The sequence below is a fragment of the Ensifer sp. 38_S197 genome, from assembly GCF_056924495.1.
In genome coordinates this window covers 3401268-3425254 of the sequence record NZ_JBXOVZ010000002.1, presented here as the reverse complement: position 1 = coordinate 3425254, position 23987 = coordinate 3401268, and the positions used below count along the sequence as shown (strand labels likewise).

The following is a 23987-nucleotide window of genomic DNA, read 5'->3' as shown; positions in this document are numbered from 1 at the left end:
CGATTTCTGAAGCCATTTTGCTACGTTTTGTCGCTAAATTAGCAACATGTTTTGGAGCGCAGGGAGGGGCGCGGCCAAATGGTCGCTTCTGGCTCCAACTCATTGGAATCGATGACGTCTCTTGCTTTGGAGCCTGTGGCTCCGAAGTCGTCGTGATCTGTTGAGGGGCAACGAAGCAAGATGCTAAGCAAACTGAAGAACAAGCTCGTCCGCATGCTCGAGGACGAAAGCGGCAACTTTGCCGTCATGACAGCCCTGGTGATGATACCGCTGTTTACGGCTGCTTCCGTCGCCATCAATCTCGCCCGCATCAATCTCGAGTCGGCCAAGATGCAGGACGCGCTTGATGCCGCCGCCTTCTCCGCGGTCAAGTCCTATGGAGAAGGGGACAATGAAGCCCAGGCGAAAGACCTGGCGAACAACACCTTCTTTGCCAATTTCGGCATGCCGGAGATCGTCGACGAGATCGGGTCGGGGGGAAGTTCGGCACCGGTCGCGACACAGGCAATCAAGGTCGCTTTCGGCACGGCTGGCGTGGAGAGCACGGCGACGGCCACCTATGAGCTCAAATACGCTCCGCTCTTCTGGGGCCTTCGGCCCTATACGATCGACCGCGCAAGCGTCGCGGCGCGCTTGCCGGGAAGGGAAGCGTGCATTCTGGCGCTTCATCCGACCGCAACCCGGGCGTTCGAAGTGAGCGGCAGTGCCAGCGTCGATACGTCCGGCTGTACCATCACGTCGAATTCGAGCGATGCCCAGTCGATTTATCTCAGTGGTTCGGCCAGCTTGAAGGCGGAGTGTCTTTACGCGACCGGCAAGGTATCGGCGACGCTGGCCCATCTCCAGCTCGCCTGCGGCAAGGCGGTGGAGAATGTTCCGCCGATCCCGGATCCGTTCCGGTTCAAGAAAATGCCGACGACCGGGAGCTGGGTGAGCCTCGCCGGATGCGGACAGAACTTCGTGGCCGGCGGTGGCGGCAATGGCGACTGCAACGGCACGAGCAAAACGCCGAACAACCCAGCCGTCGACTATACTGTCGAACTGAAGCCCGGCACCTATGGCGGTCTGGAGATCAAGGGCAAGGTTCTGTTGCGGCCGGGCTCCTACATTATCGACGGCGGTGTCCTGAAACTTGCCAGCCAGTCGGTGCTCACAGGTGCGGGCGTCACCTTCTTCCTGATGAACGGCGCCCAGCTCGACATTCACGGCGGTTCGACCTTCAACATCACGCCATCCCTGACGGGGGACTGGGCAGGCTTCTCGATCGTCGCCGCCAGGAACAATACGGCGACCGCGACGATCAACGGCAACAGCGCCTCGTCGCTTGCTGGCATCATCTACATGCCGGCATCACGCGAGATCCAGTATGCCGGGAGTGGCTCCACCGGCGGCGAATGCGTGCGCATCGTCGCGCAGGAGATCACCATGATCGGCAACAGCAGCTTCAAGCTGGACTGCAAGGCGACGCTGGCGAACAACACCATCAACAATCCCGGTGCAATTCGTCTGGTCAGATAGGCTGCGACCAATCTACAGCGCCGCGCGCCTTATCAGACGCGCAAAGGTCGCTGTAGCACTTTGATTTACTGCATGTCTTCGTCCTTAAATCGAGGTCGATTTAAGGCGACATGCAGTAGCCGCACAACATTAAACCCGGTTGCATGGCAACCGGGTTCCTTTTATGCGCGAAGGCTCAAGCCGGTTCAGAAGCGTATGGCAAGGCCGAGGATCGGGCCCTGTTGCACCACATCGAAGATAAAGCCGTCATTGTCGTAGTCGACGCCGAGTGCACGGTAGCCGGCAATCGCCGAAACCGTGTCGTTGAAGCGGTAGCCGAGGCCGAGGGCCACATCCCAATCGATGTCGGCACCGCCGCCGCCGACGAGGCCCCAGCCGGTCAGGTAGATTTCCGGCGTCAGATAGTAGGCGCCGCGCAGGCCCACCATGCCGTCGACCCAGGTCTTGCCGTCGTCGCGGCTGACGCCGTCAAGCGGACCGCCATGGAAGGAGATGGTGGTATCGACCGACCAGACCTTCACGCCGCCGACCACGTCCAGGTTTGATTGCTGATCCTGGAACACCGTGTAGCCGACGGCGACGAGGCCGGCGAAGGTCTCCGAGTCGACATCCACCGTGTCGGTGAAAATTCCGCGCGCCTTCCCGTCGCCGGAGAGCTTCGTGTAGGCCAGATCGGTAAAGATGCTGAAGCGATCGTTCCGCGCTTCGCCGATCGCCATGGCGGCGAAATCGAGATTGCTCCAGATGTCGCCGAAATCGGAATCGATGTGGACGGTCGGCAGGCCGAACTGCGCCGTGTCGCCGGAGAGCCCGGCAATCCAGAAATAGGGGGCGAAGGTGAATTGCCAGCCGCTCTCGGTTTCCTGGACCGGTGCCGAAGGGGTCATCAGCGGTGTGATGTCTGCTGCTTTGGCCGGTAGAAAGGGCACCAGGCTCAGGCAGGCCGCAAGGCCCAGTCGCGTAGAGATACTCATGAAACGCCTCCCCCTATGAGACGGCAGCACAAGCCGTCTCCCTATGGGACATTTTTATGTAAGCCTGTCCGAAAACAACTGAATTCGATCGACGATGGGGGGCGCGAAGGGCAAAACCGGCCGGGTTGTTGCAAGGCGCACACAATCAGCCCGTGCGGGTGACCATTTTTTCGCCGTCAGGTCCTGTCGGGCGAGGGCGCCTGGATCTTCGCCTTCAACCATTCGAGCACATAGACACGCAGAGCCGAGGAAAGATTGCTGTCGGGGCCGCGCTGATCGTCGATCTCGGCGATGAGCTGGGCAAGCGGCATCCCCCTTGCCACGGCGATTTCCTTCAGCTCCTGCCAGAAGGCATCCTCGAGCGAGAAGCTGGTGCGGTGGCCGTGCAGGGTCGCGGAGTGCTTACGGATCATCGTCCGGTCTCTGGATCAATATGACTTTGGGGCGGCTTGCGCGCACCCCCTATAAGTTGGAGCAGGATGCCGGCGAAAAGCCGCCACACGCGGCGCTTCCAAATTGATTCGGTTAAAGCGCATCGCGATGCGCGCCTTGCGCTTCAAGTTTTGATATTTCGTATGTTCGTTGTCGCAAACCGCCGCACGCTTTGCGCGACATGCTTCCGTTGGCATTTCGATTCGGAAAGTGGCCGCAACTCCTTGCTCCGGAATCGTTTTCTGCGAGGAGGGCGGCTCAGTCCTTGCCGTCGCCGCCTTCGTCCTTGGCCGGCCGTTCCAGGCGGCCCTGGTCGAGGCGGATCTCCGCCTTGTCGTTCAGCGCCTTTGTCAGGGATTTTTCGGACTTGGTGCGGCCGAAGGAGATGCGGTTCTGTTCGGCCTGCTTTTCCTTTTCCGTGCGCTCACGGCGCTTGCGGAACTGGCGCAGATTGACGACGTCGCCGGTCATGATCCGAGGCTCCCTCAGCGCCGCGCGTCTTGCACGCGCAAAGGTCGCTGTAGCACTTTGACTGGCTGCATGTTCCGTCCTTCAGCCGTCTGCGGTCAAAGGAAACATGCAGTCGGTGGTGATCAGTTCTTCTTGCGGAAGGAATCGAGCGAAACGACCGAGCCGCCGCCGTTTTTCGGTTCGGTCGGCTTGTCGTCCTTGGCCGTGGCCTCGCCGTTTTCCTCCGGGACCGGATAGGCGGTGATTTCGGCCGATTCCACTTCCTCCTCCTCGCCGGCAGCGACATCGAACTCCAGCTCGAAATTGACCGAGGGGTCGTAGAAGCCGCGGATGGCGTTGAACGGGATGACCAGCCGTTCCGGCGTATCGGAGAAGGAAAGCCCGATCTCGAAGCCGGCTTCGGTTACCTTCAGTTCCCAGAACTGATGCTGGACCACAATGGTCATCTGCTCGGGATACTTCGCCTTGAGGTGCTGCGAGATACGCACGCCCGGCGCGCCGGTCAGGAAGGTGATGAAGAAGTGGTGTTCGCCGGGCAGATGGCCTGTCGTGGCGACCTCGGTCAGGACCTTGCGGATGACGCTGCGCAGCGCGTCCTGTGCCAGAATGTCGTAGCGGATGTGGTCCTGGCCCATGAGTGTCCCGTCTTTCCTCGAACTCAATCTTACTGCTTTTCCGTCGGCTATCCGCCGTCGACTTTTCATTGCCCATCCACAAGGAACGAGTCAATTATTTGAGCATCTATAGACCATTTCGAGCCGGGGGAGAAGGTGAAGGCTTCTGTTGCCAGGTGCCTTCGGACCCCGCCTTACGGTGCTACCCGGAAGGGCTTGATTTGAAGTGCCGCACCGCCGTTAGGCAGCGAGACGTGCTTCAGCATAGTTGTCGTTTGCAACTATAAGTTTAGCCCGATAACGGTGGTACAATGCCGAGCAAAAAGTCGATCTTTACGCCCTTGTCGATCCTATTTCGCCCCCATCAAAAGCCGATCCTCGGGAGATCGGTTTTTGGTGGAGGCGCCGGGTACCGCCCCCGGGTCCAATGGGTTTATTTCATCGCCCGTTTATTGCCATAGCCGCCCGAAGACGGCACCGTTCATATAGGTCTTTCCGGCCTCCAAGAAAAGGGGGATGTGTCGGATATATGACTTTGTCCCGGACTGCCCGGCGCCGAACCGCCTTGACTTGACCGACAGCCATGAAAAACTCCCGCTGCTGCATGCGGCCGGCAAGATCCCGGCCGCAGTTTCGAGAAACGAAGCAACTTGGAGGCCTCATGACGGACTACCTCGCAGATGTGCTGAAATACGACAGCGGTGCCGACGAGGCGATCGTGAACAAGATCGTGCGCCACCTTGGCATTGCCCTTCGCAACAAGGATTCTTCGCTCGTTTCGGCGACGGACCCGAAGGAGCTCGAACGGGTCAAGGAAAAATGGTGCGAGAAGAAGCTCGGCATCAGCGGCGCCGACGCGGACAAGGCGATCGACGCCACCGTCAAGGCGATGTCCGCCGATCGCTCCAAGTCGCGCGTCACCTTCTATTACCTGGTGGCGAAGAACCTCGGGAAGCTGCAGGCTCTGTAACTCACCTTGGCTTCGGGCCGACCAGGCCCCAAACCATAGATGTGATCGCTTCCGATCGTTGGAGCGGGATACGGGCGGGCCACGCGCACGTTTCCTCATCCCGCTTCAGGGAATGGCCGAATTATCCGGGATAATCACCCGGAGGTCATTGGTTCGCCGCCGGCTTCGTCCTAAATTTGGGGCATTACGAATCGGCGGCGCCAGACCATGCAGCAATATCTCGACCTTCTCGATCATGTGATGACCAACGGAACCGACCGGGGCGACCGGACGGGAACGGGCACGCGCTCGGTCTTCGGCCACCAGATGCGCTTCGATCTCGCCAAGGGCTTCCCGGTGCTGACCACCAAGAAGCTGCATCTGCGCTCGATCATCCATGAGCTGCTCTGGTTCCTGAAGGGCGATACCAATATCGCCTATCTCAAGGAAAACGGCGTCACCATCTGGGACGAATGGGCCGACGAAAACGGCGACCTCGGCCCGGTCTATGGCTACCAGTGGCGCTCCTGGCCGGCGCCGGATGGACGCCATATCGACCAGATCACCGGGCTCGTCGAAAGCCTCAAGACCAATCCGAATTCGCGCCGTCACATCGTTTCGGCCTGGAACCCGGCATTGGTGGACGAGATGGCGCTGCCGCCCTGCCATTGCCTGTTCCAGTTCTACGTGGCGGATGGCAAGCTTTCCTGCCAGCTCTACCAGCGCTCCGCCGATATCTTCCTGGGCGTGCCCTTCAACATCGCCTCCTACGCGCTTTTGACGATGATGGTGGCGCAGGTGACCGGCCTCAAGCCAGGCGATTTCGTCCACACGCTCGGCGACGCGCACATCTATCACAACCATTTCGAACAGGCCCGGCTGCAGCTCACCCGCACGCCGAAGGCGCTGCCGCGGATGGAGATCAATCCTGACGTGAAGGATCTGTTTTCTTTCCGCTTCGAAGACTTTACGCTCGTCGGCTACGAAGCTGATTCAACGATCAAGGCGCCGATCGCGGTCTAAGGCAGTCGAGCGCAGCGGTCCCGTGTCCGCGCCGGATATGATGTCTGGCGTGTGTTGCGCGGCAGGCACCGAGGGGCCGTGAAGCCGTCGGTCATGGCCGCGGCGAAGAGGCGCGGGGAGGGCTCGCCCTTGAGGGAGGTATGATGCTCACACTGATCCATGCGCCCCTGTCGCGGTCGTCGCGCATCGTCTGGCTGCTCGAGGAACTGGGCGCCGAATACGAGATCCGTTACGTCTCGATTCGCCGCTGGGATGGCTCCGGCGCGCCCGACGACAACAATCCGCATCCGCACAAGCAGGTGCCGGCGCTGCTGCACAACGGCGCGGTGATCTGGGAGTCGGCGGCGGTCGTGCAATATCTCACCGATCTCTATCCCGATTGCAGCCTCGGGCGCCCGCCGGGCCACAAGGATCGCGGCGCCTATCTTTCCTGGCTTGCCTATTATGCCGGCGTGATCGAGCCGACGGCGCTCGCCCATATTTCCGGCGCCACCATCAACAATCCGGCCCAGGCACGTCTCTACAACGAGATGTGCGCGCACGTGATCGACGTGCTCACCCGCCAGACCTATCTGCTCGGCGAGACGATGAGCGCGGCCGATCTGCTCTTGGCAAGCGCGCTGCAGTGGATGCGCAAGATCCTGCCGGAGAGCACGGTGGTCGACCGCTACATACGCGTGGTGACCGACCGGGCGGCCTATGACCGGGCACGGGAAATCGACAGCAAACCGAACGGATTCCATGACTGAGACGAAGAGCACACATCCGAAGATATCGATCGTCGTGGCGGTCGCCGCCAACGGCGTCATCGGCCGCGACGGCGATCTGCCCTGGCGGCTTTCGACCGATCTCAAGCGCTTCAAGGCGCTGACGATCGGCAAGCCCGTGATCATGGGGCGCAAGACCTGGGCTTCCCTGGGGCGACCGCTGCCGGGCCGCGCCAATATCGTCATCACCCGCAACGCGGATTTTATCGCGGAAGGCGCTGATGTCGTGCCGTCGCTCGAGGCTGCGATCGCGCTCGCGAAGCGTGAGGCTCAGACGACGGGCGCCGAAGAGATCTGCGTGATCGGCGGCGGAGAGATCTATCGCCAGTCGATCGGCGTGGCCGATATCCTGCATGTGACCGAGGTCCAGGCGACGGTGGAGGGCGACACACGCTTCCCGGATATCGATCCTGAGGCCTTCGAGAAGGTGTTCGAGGAAGACCTGCCGCAGGGCGAAAAGGACAGCCACGCCATGCATTTCGTCACCTTTAGGCGACGTGCGACAGCCTGACGCGCCGGATCGTCAACTATTTTGAACCATTTACGGTGAACTCGGTCCTATCGCGTTGAAAGCGGTGCGGGTGATACCTATAACGGTTTGACATCGTAGACGACCGTGCGGTGGCGCGGCCGTTTGGCGTGGAAAGTTTCAATAGAGAGGTTTTGATGCCCTGGAGCAATCAGAATGGCGGCGGCGGCCCGTGGGGCGGCGGCGGCGGCAATCAGGGGCCATGGGGCCAGGGGCCAAACCGGCCGCGCGGCAAGGGCGGCCCGCCGGATCTGGAAGAGATCATTCGCCGCGGCCAGGACCAGCTTAAGAACGTCGTTCCCGGCGGCTTCAACGGCGGCGTCTTTGCCATTGTCGGCCTGCTGATCGTCGGCTTCATCCTGATCAACTCGATCTACACCGTCCAGCCGGACGAGCGCGGCGTCGAGATGCGCTTCGGCAAGCCGAAGGACGAAATCTCGATGCCCGGGCTTCACTACCACTTCTGGCCGTTCGAGACCGTCGAGTTCGTGAAGATCACCGAGCAGCAGCAGAACATCGGCGGGCGCAGCAGCGGCCAGTCGAATTCCGGCCTGATGCTGACCGGCGACCAGAACATCGTCAACGTGCAGTTCTCGGTGCTGTTCTCGGTCACCGACCCGAAGGCCTATCTGTTCAATGTCGAAAATCCGTCCGACACGCTGCAGCGGGTGGCCGAAAGCGCCATGCGCGAAGTGGTCGGCCGCCGTCCGGCACAGGACATCTTCCGTGACAACCGTCAGGCGATCGCTGCCGACGTGAAGAGCACGATTCAGGCGACGATGGACACTTACGGTGCCGGCGTTTCCGTCAACACGGTCGCGATCGAGGACGCAGCGCCGCCGCGTGAAGTGGCGGACGCGTTCGACGAAGTGCAGCGCGCCGAGCAGGACGAAGACCGCTTCGTCGAAGAAGCCAACCAGTATGCCAACCAGGTGCTCGGCAAGGCTCGTGGTCAGGGCGCGCAGATTCGCGAAGAGGCGGCCGCCTACAAGGACCGCGTCGTCAAGGAAGCACAGGGTGAGGCGCAGCGCTTCATCTCGGTTTACGACGAATATTCCAAGGCGCCCGACGTGACCCGCAAGCGCCTCTATCTCGAAACGATGCAGGGTGTTCTCGGCAAGTCGAAGAAGGTGATCCTCGACGAGAAGAACGGGCAGGGCGTTCTGCCCTATCTGCCGCTGAATGAAATCGGCCGGCCCGTCCAGTCGGGAGCCGCCGCAGCAGCATCGGGAGCAGCCCAGTGATCAACAATCGTACCTCTGTCATCCTGATCCTGCTCGCCGTCGTCTTTGTCGGCATCTATTCCTCGGTCTTCGTCGTCAACGAGCGCCAGCAGGCGATCGTCGTTCGCTTCGGTCAGATCAAGGACGTCAAGACCCAGCCGGGCCTCTACTTCAAGCTGCCCTTCGCCTTCATGGACGCCGACCGTGTCCAGTATGTCGAAGACCAGGCGCTGCGCTTCGACCTCGACAACATCCGTGTCCAGGTTTCGGGCGGCAAGTTCTATGAAGTCGACGCCTTCGTCGTCTACAAGATCGCCGATCCCCGCCGCTTCCGCGAAACCGTTTCGGGTGATCGCGATTCGGCGGAATCGCGTCTCAGGACCCGTCTCGATGCATCGCTGCGTCGCGTCTACGGTCTGCGTGGCTTCGAGGCGGCGCTCTCCGACGAGCGCGCGTCGATGATGCGTGAAGTTCGCGCCGACCTCAAAGGCGACGCCGAGTCGCTCGGCCTCAACATCGAGGACGTCCGTATCCGCCGCACCGACCTGACGCAGGAAGTCTCGCAGCAGACCTACGACCGCATGAAGGCCGAGCGTCTGGCGGAAGCGGAACTGATCCGCGCCCGCGGTAACGAAGAGGGCCAGCGCCGCCGCGCCATCGCCGACCGTCAGGTCGTCGAGATCGTCGCCGACGCCCAGCGCGATTCGGAAATCCTGCGCGGCGAGGGCGAAGCCGAACGGACGAAGACCTTTGCCGACGCCTTTGCGCGCGATCCGAAGTTCTTCGAATTCTACCGCTCGATGTCGGCCTATACCCAGTCGATCGGCAGCGCGGACACGACGCTGGTGCTGTCGCCGCATTCGGAATTCTTCCGCTTCTTCAACAATTCCGAAGGCACGGCTCCGGCTGCCGCGGCGCCGCAACCAACCACCGGGAACTAGGCGAGCGATGTCGGATTTCCTGACGGGAATCGCGTTCTTCCTGATCATCGAGGGGCTGGTGTACGCACTGGCCCCTTTGGTTTTGGTGGAAATGGCGAAGCGTTTGCCGTATGTCCCCGAACATCAGCTTCGACTGGCGGGGGTCGTTTCCGTGGCTGCCGGGGTCGGACTTGTATGGTTGCTTCGAGGATAATGCGAAATGCCACATAAACTGCTGATCCGGCTGGTCGATGCCGAATACGCCATCACCCGCCTCAATATCGGCTCCAGCATACCCGAATGGTTGCCGGGGCCAGGCTTCTGGACCATTTCGAGCTCGCGCGAAGAGATGACGCTGGTCTGCCGTGCCGCTCGCGTGCCGTCCAGCGTCCAGAGTTCGCTCGGCTGGCGCTGCTTCCGTGTCGAACAGCATTTTGCCTTCGATGTACCCGGCGTGCTGTCTTCCGTGCTCCGGCCGCTTTCGGCCGCCGGCGTCGGCGTCTTCGCCAACTCGACCTTCAGCACCGACTATGTCTTTGTTGCCGGTTCCGATCTCGACAAGGCGGTCCAGGCCTTGAAGGACCACGGGCACGACCTGACGACCTGACGCGTCGCGCCCCTTCCAAGAACGCGCAACCGGTATCTTCTAACCTCCAGCAGTCCTCTGCGCGGGGATCAGGAAATCGTGTTTGGACGCTTCGGAATTCCGCCTTATCTTCTGGTATGGTCGGATGTCGAGCGGTCTGCGGATTGCATCGACGGTTCCTGCTGCATAAACGCTGTTGCCGGTTCCGGTTGACGCAAGATTATGCGAAGAATCAAAGTCCTATGGCGCCTCAACGCCGTAGGCCAGAGCGGGACGAGAAAAGGTGCATGCGGTTTTCCGCCCCGGATCCCGCTCTAATTTATGACAAACGATCACGCTATGATCTTGGGCCGGTTGGACCTCAGATCATCGGGATCCAGGAGAGGTGGCGGCCAGGAGAACCGGTCGACCATCGCGCATCGAGAGGAGCCTAAGCGACTTGTCCACGCGAACGAAATCCCGAGCTTACTCGCTTGGCACCTCCTTGGGCATTCTGGCGCTCGCAGGCGCGCTTGCCTTCAGCAATACGGCGCTCGCGCAGAATGCGGCCATCCGCCCGCCGACGAACGGTCCCGCTTCCGTTGCCGATCTCGCGGCCGGCCTGCTCGACGCGGTCGTCAATATCTCGACCTCGCAGAAGGTCAAGAACGACGACGATGCGCCGGCGCCGCAGGTGCCGGAGGGTTCGCCCTATCAGCCCTATTTCGATGAATTCTTCAAAGGGCAGGGCGGCCAGGGCGGTAACCGCCAGCGCACGGTCGATTCTCTTGGCTCCGGCTTTGTCATCGACCCGACCGGCTTCATCGTCACCAACAACCACGTGATCGAAGGCGCCGACGATATCGAGATCAACTTTGCCAATGGCAGCAAGCTGAAGGCGAAGCTCGTCGGCAAGGATACCAAGACCGACCTGGCCGTGCTGAAGGTCGAGCCGAAAGCGCCACTGAAGGCGGTGCCCTTCGGCGATTCGCGCAAGATGCGCATCGGCGACTGGGTGATGGCGATCGGCAATCCGTTCGGGCTCGGCGGTTCGGTTTCCGTCGGCATCATTTCGGCGCGCGGCCGCAACATCAATGCCGGCCCCTATGACAACTTCATCCAGACGGACGCGGCGATCAACCGCGGCAATTCCGGCGGGCCGCTCTTCAACATGGCCGGCGAAGTGATCGGCATCAACACCGTGATCATCTCGCCCTCCGGCGGCTCGATCGGCATCGGTTTCTCGGTGCCGACGGAGCTGGCCGCCAATGTCGTGCTGCAGCTCAAGGATTTCGGCGAGACCCGGCGCGGCTGGCTCGGCGTCCGTATCCAGCCGGTGACCGACGATATCGCCGAGACCCTGAAGATGGCGACGCCACATGGCGCGCTTGTCTCCGGCATCATCGAGGGCGGGCCGATTGCGCATGGCGAGATCAAGGCCGGCGACGTCATCGTCAAGTTCGATGGCCGCGATGTCACCGAAATGCGCGACCTGCCGCGTGCCGTTGCCGAAAGCCCCGTCGGCAAGGCGGTCGATGTGGTGGTGGTGCGTGACGGCAAGGAGCAGACGGTCAAGGTCACCCTCGGTCGCCTCGAGGACGGCGGTGAACTTGCAAGCGCGCCGGCGGCGACGACCGGCGACGAGACGCAGAAGCCGGACAAGCCCGAAGCGGCTCCGCTACCGGCGACCGACGTCGTGCTCGGCATGAAGCTTGCGACGCTGAACGAAGAGACGCGCAAGAAATACGGCATTGCCGAGGACGTGGATGGCGTTGTCATTACCGAGGTCTCGCCGAATTCGGCGGCGGCGGAACGGCGCGTCGAGCCGGGCGACGTCATCGTCGAGGTCGGGCAGGAAGCGATGGACTCGCCTGACGACGTTGCCCAACGGGTCGAGGAGCTGAAATCGGACGGCCGGCGCAATGCGCTGCTGATGCTCTCCAGCAAGACCGGCGAACTGCGCTTCGTCACGGTGCGGGTGGAATAGGGCTCCACCATGATGTGCGGCTGCGGCATCTGTTCGGTGCCGCGGCGCTGCTCTCGGGCGAGGGCGATTGTAGAGTCTTTTCAGATCGATCGCGGCGCACGCTGACAGATCGAATCCGCTTCCTCAGATTTTGATTCAAGCGCGATCTCGGGTGCCGCGGAGCTGAAACTGGGGTGAATTCACACCCCAGCCTCATGAAGGCTTAGCGCTACAGCACGCAACGGAATGCGCTCATTTCCCTCCGGCCTCCTGCAGCTTTGCGAGCACCTGGTCGAGCGAGAAGCTGCCCGGTTTCTGTCTCGGCGGGAAGTCGACATAGGTTTTCAGATGCTCGGCCACGAGCGCCTGCGCAGGCACGAGGAGGTACGTGCGATCCACACGCCACCGCTCGTACTCGCCGGAGTCGTGATCGGCCATCTCGAAAGGATCGGCCCGGAGATCAAAGATTTTGGGAAGCCGGAGCGTTACCAGTGGATCCTGCCAGACATCCAGACCATGTGCCCGCTGCTCCATGAACACCACCTTCCACCGTTCGTAGCGCAAGGCAGCGAGATTTCCGTCGTCGGTCCAGAAAAAATACTCCTTGCGGGCACCGGGGCCGGCGCCGGCCAGCAGGGTGCGCTGGTCGTAGCCGTCGAGATGAACCTTGAAGGTCTTGCCAGCCGCGTCGTATCCGGTCAGCAGCTTCCGGGCGATGTCCGGCTCGCCGGCTGCCGCCACAAAAGTCGGTACCCAATCCTCGTGTGAGACGATCTCGTTGATCTCGGTGCCGGGCTTGACGACGCCGGGCCAGCGGATCACGCCCGGCGCCCGATAACCGCCTTCCCAGTTCGCGTTCTTCTCGCCGCGGAACGGGGTCGTGCCGCCATCGGGCCACGAGAACTCCTCCGCGCCGTTGTCGGTGGTCCACAGCACGATGGTGTTGTCGGCGATGCCGAGATCGTCGAGCTGCTTCAAGAGCCGGCCGACCATGCCGTCGTGCTCGACCATGCCATCGGCCTCTATCCCAAGGCCGGTCTTGCCTTCAGACTCCGGCTTGAGGTGCGTGTGGATGTGCATTCGCGTCGAATTGAACCAGCAGAAGAACGGCTTGTTGGCTTTGGCGTTCTTGTCGATGAAGGCCGTTGCCGCGGCGAGGAACTCCTCGTCAACGGTTTCCATGCGTTTGCGGGTGAGTGGGCCAGTGTCCTCGATCTTCTGTTTGCCAACACGACCGAAGCGCCCGTCTTCTGTCGGGTCGTCAGTGTCGGTTGCGAAAGTGTGCAGGACTCCGCGTGGTCCGAACTTCGCCCGGAATTCGGGATTTTTCGGATAGTCGACATTCTCCGGCTCCTCCTCCGCGTTGAGGTGGTAGAGGTTGCCGAAAAACTCGTCGAAGCCATGCACCGTCGGCAGGAACTCGTTGCGGTCGCCGACGTGGTTCTTGCCGAACTGGCCGGTTGCATAGCCCTGCGGCTTGAGCAATTCCGCAAGCGTCGGGTCGTTATCGGACAGCCCTTCCTTGGCGCCGGGCAGCCCGACCTTGAGCAGGCCGGTGCGGAAGCAGCTCTGCCCGGTAATGAAGGCAGCGCGACCGGCGGTGCAGGATTGCTGCGCATAGAGATCCGTGAAGATCGCGCCCTCCTTGGCGATACGGTCGATATTGGGCGTGCGATAGCCCATCATACCGCGGTTGTAGGCGCTGACGTTCCAGTAGCCGATGTCATCGCCGAAGATGACCAGGATGTTCGGCTTGCCTGCTCCTGCCTGCTGAGCCCGTGCGCTCTGTCCCGCGGGCACTGTCGCATAGGCTGCGGTTGCCGCGGCCAGCGCGCAGCCTCCGAGCAGGACGTTGCGCCGGCTGAGGGTGACTTGGTCGTCGGGGCTCACTGCGCCGTCTCGATGGTTACTCATACCATCCTCCCGTTGCTCTAGCTCGGAACCCAAGGACCACGAATTTCGATGGCAAGCTTATTTAATGACGAGAGAGCGCCCTCTGAGTTTCGGGCGACGTTTGGGCCGAGTATTTGCGAATGTACGCTCGCGGCGAAGTAGCGAGAAGTACATTACGGTAATTTCGGTACCACTCGCAGCGATCGTCGCACTCACAGTCGGGAGGTTTGATCGCGGTTCCTCCTCCCGCCTGCGGAGCGAGGGTGAGGGGCAGGTGTGAGGAATAACCGATATGCCTGCGGGGTCTCGGCATCAGCATTCGTCGTCGTTGCCATGGTACACGAGGGCTGGTTGGATCCTTTGCGCATCGGCTGGAAGGTCATCAGCCGCAGGGCGTCGAACAGGACTTCGATGATCGCGAGCATGGCTGAACCTCCTTGCTGCCTAGAGCGCCATGCGTTTGGATGAACGCACAAGGGACGCTCCAGTATTTCAGCGCACTTGCCCGCGCCCCTCAAACGAGTTTACTATCGCCTTCGAATGACTTGAGGTTATGCATGAAGCGCGGACGCTTGCCCCTGACAGCGTTGCGGAGTTTCGAGGCGGCCGGGCGGCTCGAGAGCTTCACGCTGGCTGCCGCCGAGCTTTTCGTCTCGCAGGCGGCGATCAGCCGGCAGGTGCGCGGGCTCGAGGACCTGATCGGCCGGCCGCTGTTCGAGCGGCATCACCGCAGCGTCCGCCTGACCGCCGATGGCCGCGCCCTGCTCGGCGTGTTGACGGCGGCGTTCGACATGGTGGGCGAGCGCCTCGACATGCTCTCGGGGTGGCGGCTCTCGCAGACCCTGAGGGTCAGCGCCGAGCCGTCTTTCGCCGGCTGCTGGCTGGTGCCGCATCTGCAGGAGTTCCAGGATGCGCATCCGGAGATCGATCTGGAGATCGATGCGGAATCCCGGCTCGCCGAGTTTCGCAGCGGCGATGCCGACATCGCCATCCGCCACAGCTTCACCGTCGATTCATGGCCGCGGGTGGAGACGCGCCGGCTTGCCGAAGTCGAGATGATCCCGGTGATCGCGCCGGCGCTGGCGGCAGGCGGGCGGCCGCTCGAGCGACCCGAAGACTTGATGCAGTACGCGCTCTTGCATGAGGACAACCGGCAGCTCTGGGAACATTGGTTTGCAGCCGCCGGCGCCGGCCCGGTCAAGGTGGATCGCGGCGCCATCTTCGCCGATGGTTCGATGGTGCTTCAGGCGACGCTCAGAGGAAATGGCGTCGGGCTGATCGACCGCGACCACGCGCGTGACGATATCGAGACCGGCCGGCTGCTCCAGCCCTTTGATGTCTCGGTGCCCTATGGCACGTTCTTTCTCGTGGCACGGCGCTTCGAGGCGCTGTCGGACGCGGCAAAGGCCTTTGTCGCCTGGATCGAGCGGAGCTATCCTGGAGCGGAGCGGAAGAGGTGAGGTCGAGTTGACGCTTGGGGCCCGGTCGAAGGGAGGCGCTTACCTGGCCTTCGCCTGCCGCGCCCGCCATTCCTCGGCGCTGATGGCGTAAAGCACATGACGCACCAGTGCCGGCTGGTCGGCGGGGACGCGGGGGTGGTCGAAGTCGCGGCTTGCGTCGCGGTGCATGCCGAGCCGCTGCATCACCGCTGTCGAGCGGGTGTTTGCGGCGACGGCAAAGGAGACGACCTCGTCGAGCCCTTTTTCCTCGAAGCCGTAGCGCAGGAGGTCGGAGGCCGCTTCGGTGATGTAGCCCTGGCCCCAATAGCGGGCGGCGAGCCGCCAGCCGATCTCGACCGTGCCATTGGGAAAGTGCGGTTCCAGATCCGTCAAGGCAAGGCCGCAGAAGCCGATCGGCTGGTCGACGGCCTTTAGCGCTACCGCGAAGAAACCCAGGCCGGTTTCGGCGATGCCGCGGCCGACACGATCGAACAGCGCGTCCGCTTCCGCGCGGCTGCGGCGGAAGGGAAAGAACGCCATGACCTTGGGATCGCTGTTGATCTCGAAGAAGAGATCGCGATCGCTGTTCTTCCAGGCCCGGATGCGCAGCCGGCCGGTCTCGCCGATGATCATCCGACGAAATCCGTCTTGCGATAGCCCTGGAGATAGAGAAGGGCGGTCAGATCGCCATGGTCGATGCGAATCTTGGCCTGCTCGGCCACCACGGGCTTGGCGTGCAGTGCGACGCCGGTGCCGGCGAGCTGGATCATGCCGAGATCATTGGCGCCATCGCCGACGGCGAGGGCTTCACCAGTCGAGATGCCGAGGCGAGCGGTGATGTCGATGAGGGCATCGACCTTCGCCTGCTTGCCGAGAATGGGATTGGCGACCTCGCCGGTCAGGATGCCCGCTTCGGCAAGCAGCGTGTTGGCGCGGTTCTCGTCGAAGCCGAGCATCTCGGCGATCGGCCCGGTGAAGACGGTGAAGCCGCCGGAGACGAGCGCGGTGTAGTGACCCTTGCTCTTCATCGTCGCGATCAGTTGCCGCCCTCCCGGCGTCAGCGTGATGCGCTTGGCGATCACCTCGTCGACGACGCCGAGCGGCAGGCCCTTCAGCAGTGCGACGCGTTCGATCAGGGCCGGCTCGAAGGCAATCTCGCCGTTCATGGCGCGGGCGGTGATGGCCGCCACCTGGTCCTTGAGGCCGACTTCGGCGGCCAGTTCGTCGATGCATTCCTGGCCGATCATCGTCGAATCCATGTCGGCGATCAGCAGTTTCTTGCGACGGCTCTCGGCGTCCTGCACGGCGACGTCGATGGCGGCGGTGCCGATTTCGGCGCGCAGCAGCGCTTCGGCCGCGTTCGCGTCGGTGCCGTCCTTCAGCGCGATGTCGCAGGCGACGCCATCGGCCAGCCAATAAAGGCCGGACGCCTTGACGGCATTGGCAGCCGCTTCCGCGAGCGCGGGCATCAGAACAGGATTTGACGGATTGGCGATAAGCGTGGCAACGAGAGCCATGGACAATAACCTTGAAACCGAGAGCGACGCGATCCTGATAACCGGGCCGACCGCCAGCGGCAAGTCTGCGCTTGCCGTCGAATTGGCGCGGCGCCACGGCGGCGTGGTCGTCAATGCCGACAGCATGCAGGTCTATGACACGCTGCGGCTGCTGACGGCGCGGCCCGACCAAGCGGATATGGGCGGTGTGGAGCACTGCCTCTACGGCCATGTGCCGGCGGCCGCCGCCTATTCCACCGGCGCCTGGGTGCGCGAGGCGCAAGCGCTCGTTGCCAGGCTCAAGCAGGAGGGACGGCTGCCGGTCTTCGTCGGCGGCACCGGGCTTTATTTCAAGGCGCTGACCGGTGGTCTCTCGGACATGCCCGAGATCCCCGCCGCGATCCGCGAGCGCCTGCGTGAAAGGCTGAAGGCCGAAGGGCCCGAAACCCTTCATCGCGACCTCGAAGCCAAGGATCCGGAGACGGCGGCGACATTGAACGTCGGCGACGGCCAGCGGATCGTCCGGGCGCTCGAAGTAGTGGAGGCGACCGGCAGGCCGATCCGCTTCTTCCAGCGGCAGAACGGCCCTGTCATCGTCGATCCGGACCGGGCGGAGAAATATGTGGTGCTGCCGGAGCGCAAGCTTCTGCACGACCGCATCAACCGCCGCTTCGAACTGATGCTTGCCGGCGGCGCGATCGATGAGGTCAAGGCGCTGCTTTCGCTCGACCTGCCGCCGGAAATGCCTGTGATGAAGGCGATCGGCGTCAGCCAGATCGCGGCACTCCTCAAAGGCGAGATCGGGGAGGCCGAGGCGATCGAGGCCGGTGCCGCTGCCACGCGGCAATATGCCAAGCGCCAGATGACCTGGTTCCGCAACCAGCTCCACGAGAGCTGGCGGCGCATCGAAAGCGCTGACGCGGTGCTCCGCGCTTGATTTAGACATTCAGAAAATCGAAGTGCTACAGCGACCTGTGCGCGTCTGATAGGACGCGCGGTGCTGTAGGGCAGGCGGCAGCCAGGATGGCTCAGTCGGCGAGGTTCAACTGCCAGGACACGCCGAAGCGGTCGTTGACCCAGGTAAAGCGCTGGCTGAATCCGTAATTGTCGAGCGGCATCAGCACGGCACCGCCCTCGGCCAGCATGGTCGCGAGCGTGATGATCTCGTCCTCGCTCTGGCATTCGACGAAGAAAGAGAAGGACGGGGTGAAATCGAAGGCGTGCTTGACCGGGCTGTCGATGCACCTGACCCGCTGTGCGCCGAGCCGGAAAAGTGCGACCTTGATGCTGCCTTCAGGCCCCTGTTCGCCCGGGCCGTAGTGCTCGATCTCCAGCACCTCGGCATTCGGGAATAGCGAGATGTAGAAGGCCATGGCCTGCTCCGCCACGCCATCCTGAAACATCAAAAAAGGGGTAACGCTTGCGACCATGGCGGCCTCCGAATGCCTAGATGTTGTTGAATGTTTGACGGACGCTTCCGGGCATGGCGTCCGGGATTATCCGCACCAACGAAATGCCTGCCGCAAAAGTTCCCCGCCAGCCGCTTGGGCGAACTTACGCTTTAAAATAACGACATGCGAAATATCAAAAACTTGAAGCGCAAGGAGCGAATCTGAAAGATCGCGACATGCTTTAGGTTTTGCGGATGATGCTGCCGAGCGGCCGCTTCAGAAGGCTTTCCCGGAGCGACCCCTCGCGGGGCCGATCGCCGGCGGCCGGGGAGCCGTGTCCGGTCGGCGCCGCCGCCCCGAAGCGGGGTGCTGGCTGCTCGGCCGCGGGCTTTTCGTTCAGAAGGTGTTGGCGGATCTGGTTGAAGCGCTCCAGCTCGGGATTGGGGGAAATGGTGGTGCGCGGAAGCATGTCCGGGCGGTAGGGCTCGGCAGCCAGAGCCGAGTCCGCGAAGCCTTGTTCCGTCTCGCTTGCGGATCCGGCTCCGAGTTCGCTGTCCCAGAGACGCTCTTCGCTGCCGGTCGACGCTGCCATGTAGCTCTGCTGGAAGCTGGAAATATCCGGCCCGTTGATCGCCCGCATGCGGCTGACGATCGAACGCAGATCGACGGTCGGCGGCGCATCCACGTCGATCCGGTCGACGATGCCGTGGGCGCGCGGCAAGCGCTCTTCGGAGATGCGGGAAAAGCGCATGCGCATCGGCACCGCCACGGCCTCACCGAAGGCGATCGCTTCGCCGTTGCCGATCGAGGAGATGAAGCTGGTGGTCGAGGTCGACGAGTTCGGAATGGCCGAACGGATGATCTCCTGGTCGCGGTCGTTGGCAAGCCGCATGGCAAAGACCGTCGAGCATTGCGAAAGGATCGTCGGGTCCAGTTCGCCGGGGCGCTGGGTGATGACGCCGAGCGAGACGCCGTATTTACGGCCTTCCTTGGCGATGCGGGCAATCGCCTGGCGGGTCGGCAGGAAGCCGAGCGAGGGATCGGCCGGCACGTAGCGGTGCGCCTCCTCGCAGACGACGAGCATATGGATGCCGCCATTGCTCCACAGGCCGATTTCGAAGGCCATGCGGCAGAGCACCGAAGCGACCGAATTGACGACTTCCGAGGGAATGCCGGCAAGCTCGAAGGTGGCGATCGGCTTCCCATCGCCGGGAATGCGGAAGATCTTGGCGATCGTGTCCTGGATGGTGTCGGTGATGGTGTTCGAGGAGAACATGAAATGGTAGCGCGGGTCGTTGATCGCCGAGACGATCTTGACCTTCAGCGAGCGCAGATGCGGCTTGTCGTTGCGCCCCTCGAGCCGGCCGATGCGTTCGTCGATCAGCGACAGGAGGTCGGCGATGCGGTAGGGCACCGGCGTATCCGCGGTGATCGAGCTTTTCTCGGTCTGGCGCCGCATGAGGCTGGATTCGCCACCCCGGAAAGCCTTCTTCGCTTCGGGAATGATATCGCGCAGCATGTCGAGTTCGTCCGGCGGCGCCGGGCGGCCGCGGAAGATCACCTCGGCGAATTCCTCGAGGCGGAAGAACCAGAAGGGCAGGTCGAGCGTGTCGGTGTCGATGACGACCGCAAGCTCCGGGAAGGCGGCGGCGAACTCGTTGTGCGGGTCGAGGATCAGCACACGCAGCTTCGGATCGGAGGCGATCGCCTTGTTGAGCAGCAGCGTCACCGCGGTCGATTTACCGACGCCGGTCGTGCCGACGATGGCGAAGTGCTTGGCGAGCATCGAGGGGACGTGGATCGTCGCGTCGAGGCTTTCGTCCTGGGTGAGCTTGCCGATGATGCAGCTATCGCTGCGGCCGGAATCGTAGATGCGGGCAAGGTCGGCCGCGCGAATGCGGTGCACGATAGCGCCGAGATAGGGATATTGGCTGATGCCTGCGGAAAACTCCTCGCGTCCATCGGGTCCTATGTGGACCTCGCCCATCAGCTCGACTTCGATGCGGAAGGTGTTGTTGGCTTCCTCGCCCCATTCGGCCGAGGCGGTCTGCATCGAATAGACCAGAGCCACGACACGGTTCCTGCCGACGGAAATCGAGATCAGCCGCCCGACCGACCAGAGTTCGGTCAGCGACGTCTCGCCGTTTTCGGCGACGGCCGCGATGGTGGCGCGCGCGCCGTTGCACGCGACGACACGCCCCAGGAACCGGTTGCCGGGCTTCAGGCCGTCACGGCGATCCTGCTCTCCTGCGCGGATCGAGGAATGAAGTTCATTGTTCAGCAACGCAAAAACCCCGGCATCACAGCCGCTCATGTTAGCCGGGGGGATTTAACAAGTGGTTTCGCGGATTTGCCGGACGTTCAGCCCAGGACGTGGCGAAGGACACCGGCTGAGGCGACGTCGATCAGCGCGGTAGCGAGGCCGCTCGGCGAACAGGGAGAACCGGGTCGGCTTGATAAAAGTCAATGCGCTTCCGCCGGATGCGGAATAATCATAGTGCCGTGACCAGCCGATCCGGCCGGGCGTGGCATCCGGTTGGCCCGGCGGCCGCGATGGTGCGGCCGATCACGGATTGTTGCGGGTTCGCGTGGGGGGAGGCCGCCATGGGCAGTGCATTGGATTATTTGCGCCGGACACCCATTCTCTGGCTGCTTGTCTTCGTACCCGTCGTCATCGCGGGGGAGCATATCTGGCCCGGCGCGCACACCTTGCTCTTCCTGCTCTCTGTCGCCGCCATCGTGCCGCTTGCGGCCCTGCTCAGCCAGGCGACGGAGGCGGTTGCGGCACGGACCGGCGATACGATCGGCGCGCTCCTCAACGCGACGCTCGGCAACCTGACGGAACTCGTCATCGCGCTGATGGCGCTCAATGCCGGCCAGTATCTGCTGGTCAAGGCATCGATCGCCGGTGCGATCGTCACCAACACGCTGTTCATGCTGGGTGGCTCGTTCCTCTTCGGGGGGCTGCGCCATCACCTGCAGGAATTCAACCGGGTGAATGCGCGCTTCCAGGCAAGCCTCCTGTTCCTGGCGACGGTCGCGGTGCTGGTGCCGTCGCTGATCGGCAGCGCCGACAGCCAGCCGCAGACGGCCTTCACCCAGCAGCTCAGCGCCGGCCTCTCCATCGTGCTCATCGTCGTCTATGGGCTGTGGATGCTGTTTTCGCTGAGGACGCACCGCGAGCTCTTCGTCTCTGCCGGCTCCGGGCATGGCGAGGACGAAGTGCATTGGCCGCTGGCGACGGGCATCGTCGTGCTTTTGGCCGTCACGGTGTTGGTGGCGCTGGTCAGCGAGGTCTTCGTGGGATCGGTGCAGGTGGCGGCCGAAGAGCTCGGCATGACGCCGGCCTTCGTCGGCTTCATCGTGGTGGCCCTGGTCGGTGCCGCCGCCGAGATGGCGACGGCCTTCGCTGCGGCGCGCAAGGACCGGCTGGACTTGAGCGTCGGCGTCGCGCTCGGCAGTGCGGCCCAGATCGCCCTCTTCGTCGCACCGCTGCTGGTGCTCTTGAGCTATGTCATCGGCCCGCAGCCCATGAACCTGCAATTCTGGCCGGGTGCGGTGGTGATGATGCTGATCGCGACAATGGCCGCAACGCTCCTTTCCAACGGCGGGCGGTCTGCCTGGTACATGGGCGTTCTGGCGCTGACGGTCTATGTGATCTTCGGCATGACCCTGTTCCTGCTGCCGCCGCAAGTGCAGCCGTGAGGCGCACCCGCCGGCTGGCTCGTTCCCGGTTCGAATCCGGCCCGGGGAGCCAAACGACAAGCGGAAACGATCGGGAAATGTTCGGGCCAGCCGATTGCATCACGCCGGCAACCCTGCCTTCAGCAGGCCCTGGCGAAACAGATCCCGGTGTTCGTCACGCTCGAGCAACAGGCCGCGCCGGATGAAGTCTTCCGTCGAGAAGTCCGGGCACACCTGGAGAAGGCGGGCCTTCGTCTCTTCGACGGCGGCCGCGTTGGCGGACTGGGCGTGGCAGGCGACGAGGCGTGCGAGCGTGAAGGGGCCGGGATTGGGCAGTTCCTTCAGCGCCGCCGCGGCCTCTTCGTAGCGGCCGAGGATATACAGGGCGTTGCCGAGCGTGGCGCTGTACCAGGGCGGCGGAAACGGGTTCAGCCTGAAGCCTTCGTTGATCCACTCCATCGCCTCATCGAGCTTGCCGCGCCGCGCCAAGAGCCCTCCCATCTGCACCAGCGTATTGGCGTCGTTCGGGTTGAGCAGATAGGCGCGGCGATAGTGCCGCTCCGCCAGCTCGAATTCGCGACGATAGAATTGGATGATCGCCAGCATGCGCTGGCAACCGCTCTCGGCCTCATCGAGCGAGACGGCCTTTCGCGCGATCGCGAGCGCGGTGTCGAGAACGTCCGATGGCGCGTTGCCGTAGCCTTGTTCGGCGATGATGGCGAGCGCCAAATAGGCATGGGCGAGCGCAAACTGCGGGTCGCGGTCGACGGCCGCCTGGAACATGGCATGCGCCTGCCGATTGTCGTCCGGCTCGTAACCGCGAATATGCGCAAGCCCGCGCAGGTAGAATTCATAGGCTGCAAGACTCTTCGGCGGCTTGCGCAACGCCTGGCGCAGGTCTGCGCTTTCGATCTGGCCGACGAGTGTGGAGACGATCATTCGCGTTACGTCATCCTGAATGGCGAAAATATCCGTCAGGCTGCGGTCGTAATGTTCTGACCAAAGATGGGTTCCGCTGGCGACCTCGATCAGCCGCGCGGTGATGCGCATGCGCTCGCCCGCCCTCCGGACGCTGCCGTCGACGAGATAGGTGACGCCGAGCTTGCGGCCGATTTCCTTTATGTCGGCGTGCTCGCCGCGAAAGTTGAAGGAGGAGCTTGCGGCGGTGACGGAAAGGGCGCGAAACCGGGCAAGGCCACCAATGATATCCTCGGTGATGCCATCGCTGAAGAAGGTCTGGTCCGGCGCGTTGCTCAGGTTCTCGAAAGGCAGGACGGCGATCGACGTGCGCGCGCTGGCTTGCGACATCGATGGGCCGATCGTCGGCGCGTCCGTCCAGTGCCAGACGTGGATGGGCCGCGTGATGTTCTTCAGCGCGATCTCTCCGCCGTCGAGGAAGGCCGATCGGCCCTTGGCGCCGAGTTGCCGATGGACGACATCGGCGATGCAGATGCCGCCGGGGGTGGCTGAGGCCTGGAGGCGGGCGGCGACGTTGACGCCGTCGCCGAGCAGATCGTCGCCTTCGATAACGACGTCGGCAAGGTTGATGCCGATCCTGACGAGGATGCGGTCATCGGTCGGCTGCTCCTGCTGGTCGAAAGCCAGCGCCTCCTGCAGCGATATGGCGCAATCCACCGCATCGACGGCGGAGTTGAAGACGACGAGCGTGCCGTCGCCCATCAGCTTGACGATCCGGCCGCCGCAAGCGGTGATGCCGGGCGCAAGGATGGACGTCTGCAGCCGTCTCATCGTGTCGAGCGTGCGGGTTTCGTCGGCCTCCGTCAGACGGGAATAGCCGACAATATCGGTGGCCATGATGACCGCAAGTCGCCGCTCGACGCGCCCGTTTGCCATCCCGCTCTCCGCATGCCGCGTGTACTTTAGCGTGTTCTCATGGGTGCCGGAAGATGATTGCGCTTACGGCTATGTCCGTCCCATCTGTTCCTGCAGAAACTCGATGAAGCGGGGGGCTTGGCCGGCAGCAGCCGGGTTTCGGTGATGGCGTGGATCGCGATGGTGCCCTTCCAGCCCGGCAGCACGCACGGCGCTCCAGCTGGCCGCCGACAGGTCTGGCGGAAAGCGCGCGGGCCGCCGCGCGCGGTTTTCCTCCGCTCGGAACATGGCAGCGTCGCC

24 protein-coding genes and 1 other RNA gene are annotated in these 23987 nt (G+C 63.0%); 13 read left to right on the top strand and 12 right to left on the bottom strand.

Annotated features, from left to right (window positions below; translation table 11 throughout):
- Window positions 1-180: 180 nt before the first annotated feature.
- Complete coding sequence (locus AC1Z3V_RS29735; RefSeq protein ID WP_483503468.1) at window positions 181-1518, top strand: TadE/TadG family type IV pilus assembly protein; 1338 nt, start codon at window positions 181-183, stop codon at window positions 1516-1518.
- Between the two features lie 185 nt (window positions 1519-1703).
- On the opposite strand, the gene AC1Z3V_RS29730 is transcribed toward AC1Z3V_RS29735, so the two are convergent.
- The 5 genes from AC1Z3V_RS29730 to ssrA form a co-directional block, all read right to left on the bottom strand.
- Window positions 1704-2405 (bottom strand): hypothetical protein, encoded by a 702-nt coding sequence (locus AC1Z3V_RS29730; RefSeq protein WP_483504178.1) that lies wholly within the window; start codon window positions 2403-2405, stop codon window positions 1704-1706.
- A gap of 263 nt (window positions 2406-2668) precedes the next feature.
- Window positions 2669-2905: a ribbon-helix-helix domain-containing protein gene (locus AC1Z3V_RS29725; protein WP_483503466.1), complete on the bottom strand. Its 237-nt coding sequence runs from the start codon at window positions 2903-2905 to the stop codon at window positions 2669-2671.
- Window positions 2906-3182: 277 nt separating this feature from the next.
- Window positions 3183-3395 carry a DUF4169 family protein gene (locus AC1Z3V_RS29720; protein ID WP_483503464.1) on the bottom strand — a complete coding sequence of 71 codons (213 nt, stop codon included), beginning with the start codon at window positions 3393-3395 and terminating at the stop codon, window positions 3183-3185.
- A gap of 122 nt (window positions 3396-3517) precedes the next feature.
- The gene (locus AC1Z3V_RS29715) at window positions 3518-4030 is read right to left on the bottom strand and encodes an SspB family protein (RefSeq protein WP_483503462.1); all 513 of its coding nucleotides are present in this window, start codon (window positions 4028-4030) and stop codon (window positions 3518-3520) included.
- 134 nt (window positions 4031-4164) lie between these two features.
- Window positions 4165-4524, bottom strand: a transfer-messenger RNA (tmRNA) gene (ssrA, locus tag AC1Z3V_RS29710).
- A gap of 146 nt (window positions 4525-4670) precedes the next feature.
- Between ssrA and AC1Z3V_RS29705 the strand changes: the two genes are divergently transcribed.
- The 9 genes from AC1Z3V_RS29705 to AC1Z3V_RS29665 all read left to right on the top strand — a co-directional run bounded on the left by AC1Z3V_RS29705 (window position 4671) and on the right by AC1Z3V_RS29665 (window position 11972).
- Window positions 4671-4979, top strand: coding sequence for a DUF2853 family protein (locus tag AC1Z3V_RS29705; protein WP_429806673.1), 309 nt, complete (start codon window positions 4671-4673; stop codon window positions 4977-4979).
- 207 nt (window positions 4980-5186) lie between these two features.
- A complete protein-coding gene (locus tag AC1Z3V_RS29700) occupies window positions 5187-5981 on the top strand; it encodes a thymidylate synthase (RefSeq protein ID WP_483503460.1) in 795 nt (264 codons plus the stop codon).
- A 143-nt stretch (window positions 5982-6124) separates the two neighbouring features.
- On the top strand, window positions 6125-6730 hold the full coding sequence (locus tag AC1Z3V_RS29695) for a glutathione S-transferase (protein WP_483503458.1): 606 nt from the start codon (window positions 6125-6127) through the stop codon (window positions 6728-6730).
- Window positions 6723-7259 carry a dihydrofolate reductase gene (locus AC1Z3V_RS29690; protein ID WP_483503456.1) on the top strand — a complete coding sequence of 179 codons (537 nt, stop codon included), beginning with the start codon at window positions 6723-6725 and terminating at the stop codon, window positions 7257-7259. Before AC1Z3V_RS29695 ends, AC1Z3V_RS29690 begins: the two co-directional genes overlap by 8 nt.
- A 155-nt stretch (window positions 7260-7414) precedes the next feature.
- Window positions 7415-8521 (top strand): FtsH protease activity modulator HflK, encoded by a 1107-nt coding sequence (hflK, locus tag AC1Z3V_RS29685; RefSeq protein WP_429806680.1) that lies wholly within the window; start codon window positions 7415-7417, stop codon window positions 8519-8521.
- Window positions 8518-9441, top strand: a complete 924-nt coding sequence (gene hflC / locus AC1Z3V_RS29680; RefSeq protein ID WP_429806682.1) for a protease modulator HflC — start codon at window positions 8518-8520, stop codon at window positions 9439-9441. Before hflK ends, hflC begins: the two co-directional genes overlap by 4 nt.
- Window positions 9442-9448: 7 nt before the next feature.
- The gene (locus tag AC1Z3V_RS29675; protein ID WP_429806684.1) at window positions 9449-9634 is read left to right on the top strand and encodes a DUF2065 domain-containing protein; all 186 of its coding nucleotides are present in this window, start codon (window positions 9449-9451) and stop codon (window positions 9632-9634) included.
- A gap of 6 nt (window positions 9635-9640) precedes the next feature.
- The gene (locus AC1Z3V_RS29670) at window positions 9641-10027 is read left to right on the top strand and encodes an ACT domain-containing protein (protein ID WP_429806686.1); all 387 of its coding nucleotides are present in this window, start codon (window positions 9641-9643) and stop codon (window positions 10025-10027) included.
- A 418-nt stretch (window positions 10028-10445) separates the two neighbouring features.
- Complete coding sequence (locus tag AC1Z3V_RS29665; protein ID WP_483503453.1) at window positions 10446-11972, top strand: DegQ family serine endoprotease; 1527 nt, start codon at window positions 10446-10448, stop codon at window positions 11970-11972.
- Window positions 11973-12203: 231 nt separating this feature from the next.
- On the opposite strand, the gene AC1Z3V_RS29660 is transcribed toward AC1Z3V_RS29665, so the two are convergent.
- Window positions 12204-13865: an arylsulfatase gene (locus AC1Z3V_RS29660; protein WP_483503451.1), complete on the bottom strand. Its 1662-nt coding sequence runs from the start codon at window positions 13863-13865 to the stop codon at window positions 12204-12206.
- A gap of 191 nt (window positions 13866-14056) precedes the next feature.
- Window positions 14057-14269, bottom strand: a complete 213-nt coding sequence (locus AC1Z3V_RS29655; protein WP_483503449.1) for a hypothetical protein — start codon at window positions 14267-14269, stop codon at window positions 14057-14059.
- Window positions 14270-14401: 132 nt separating this feature from the next.
- Between AC1Z3V_RS29655 and AC1Z3V_RS29650 the strand changes: the two genes are divergently transcribed.
- A complete protein-coding gene (locus tag AC1Z3V_RS29650; RefSeq protein WP_483503447.1) occupies window positions 14402-15304 on the top strand; it encodes a LysR substrate-binding domain-containing protein in 903 nt (300 codons plus the stop codon).
- A 39-nt stretch (window positions 15305-15343) separates the two neighbouring features.
- Here AC1Z3V_RS29650 and AC1Z3V_RS29645 read toward each other — a convergent pair whose 3' ends face one another.
- Both AC1Z3V_RS29645 and serB read right to left on the bottom strand, forming a co-directional pair.
- Complete coding sequence (locus tag AC1Z3V_RS29645) at window positions 15344-15916, bottom strand: GNAT family N-acetyltransferase (RefSeq protein WP_483503445.1); 573 nt, start codon at window positions 15914-15916, stop codon at window positions 15344-15346.
- Window positions 15913-16800: a phosphoserine phosphatase SerB gene (gene serB, locus AC1Z3V_RS29640; protein ID WP_483503443.1), complete on the bottom strand. Its 888-nt coding sequence runs from the start codon at window positions 16798-16800 to the stop codon at window positions 15913-15915. Before serB ends, AC1Z3V_RS29645 begins: the two co-directional genes overlap by 4 nt.
- On the opposite strand from serB, the gene miaA reads away from it, so the two are divergent.
- Entirely contained in the window at window positions 16799-17716 is a 918-nt protein-coding gene (gene miaA / locus AC1Z3V_RS29635) for a tRNA (adenosine(37)-N6)-dimethylallyltransferase MiaA (RefSeq protein ID WP_483503441.1), read from the top strand. The genes serB and miaA overlap by 2 nt on opposite strands.
- Window positions 17717-17807: 91 nt before the next feature.
- On the opposite strand, the gene AC1Z3V_RS29630 is transcribed toward miaA, so the two are convergent.
- Both AC1Z3V_RS29630 and AC1Z3V_RS29625 read right to left on the bottom strand, forming a co-directional pair.
- Complete coding sequence (locus AC1Z3V_RS29630; protein ID WP_483503440.1) at window positions 17808-18209, bottom strand: VOC family protein; 402 nt, start codon at window positions 18207-18209, stop codon at window positions 17808-17810.
- A 202-nt stretch (window positions 18210-18411) separates the two neighbouring features.
- Window positions 18412-20454, bottom strand: a complete 2043-nt coding sequence (locus tag AC1Z3V_RS29625; protein ID WP_483503438.1) for an ATP-binding protein — start codon at window positions 20452-20454, stop codon at window positions 18412-18414.
- A 320-nt stretch (window positions 20455-20774) separates the two neighbouring features.
- Between AC1Z3V_RS29625 and cax the strand changes: the two genes are divergently transcribed.
- Entirely contained in the window at window positions 20775-21875 is a 1101-nt protein-coding gene (cax, locus tag AC1Z3V_RS29620) for a calcium/proton exchanger (RefSeq protein ID WP_429806704.1), read from the top strand.
- Between the two features lie 99 nt (window positions 21876-21974).
- On the opposite strand, the gene AC1Z3V_RS29615 is transcribed toward cax, so the two are convergent.
- The gene (locus AC1Z3V_RS29615; protein ID WP_483503436.1) at window positions 21975-23708 is read right to left on the bottom strand and encodes an adenylate/guanylate cyclase domain-containing protein; all 1734 of its coding nucleotides are present in this window, start codon (window positions 23706-23708) and stop codon (window positions 21975-21977) included.
- Between the last annotated feature and the right edge of the window lie 279 nt (window positions 23709-23987).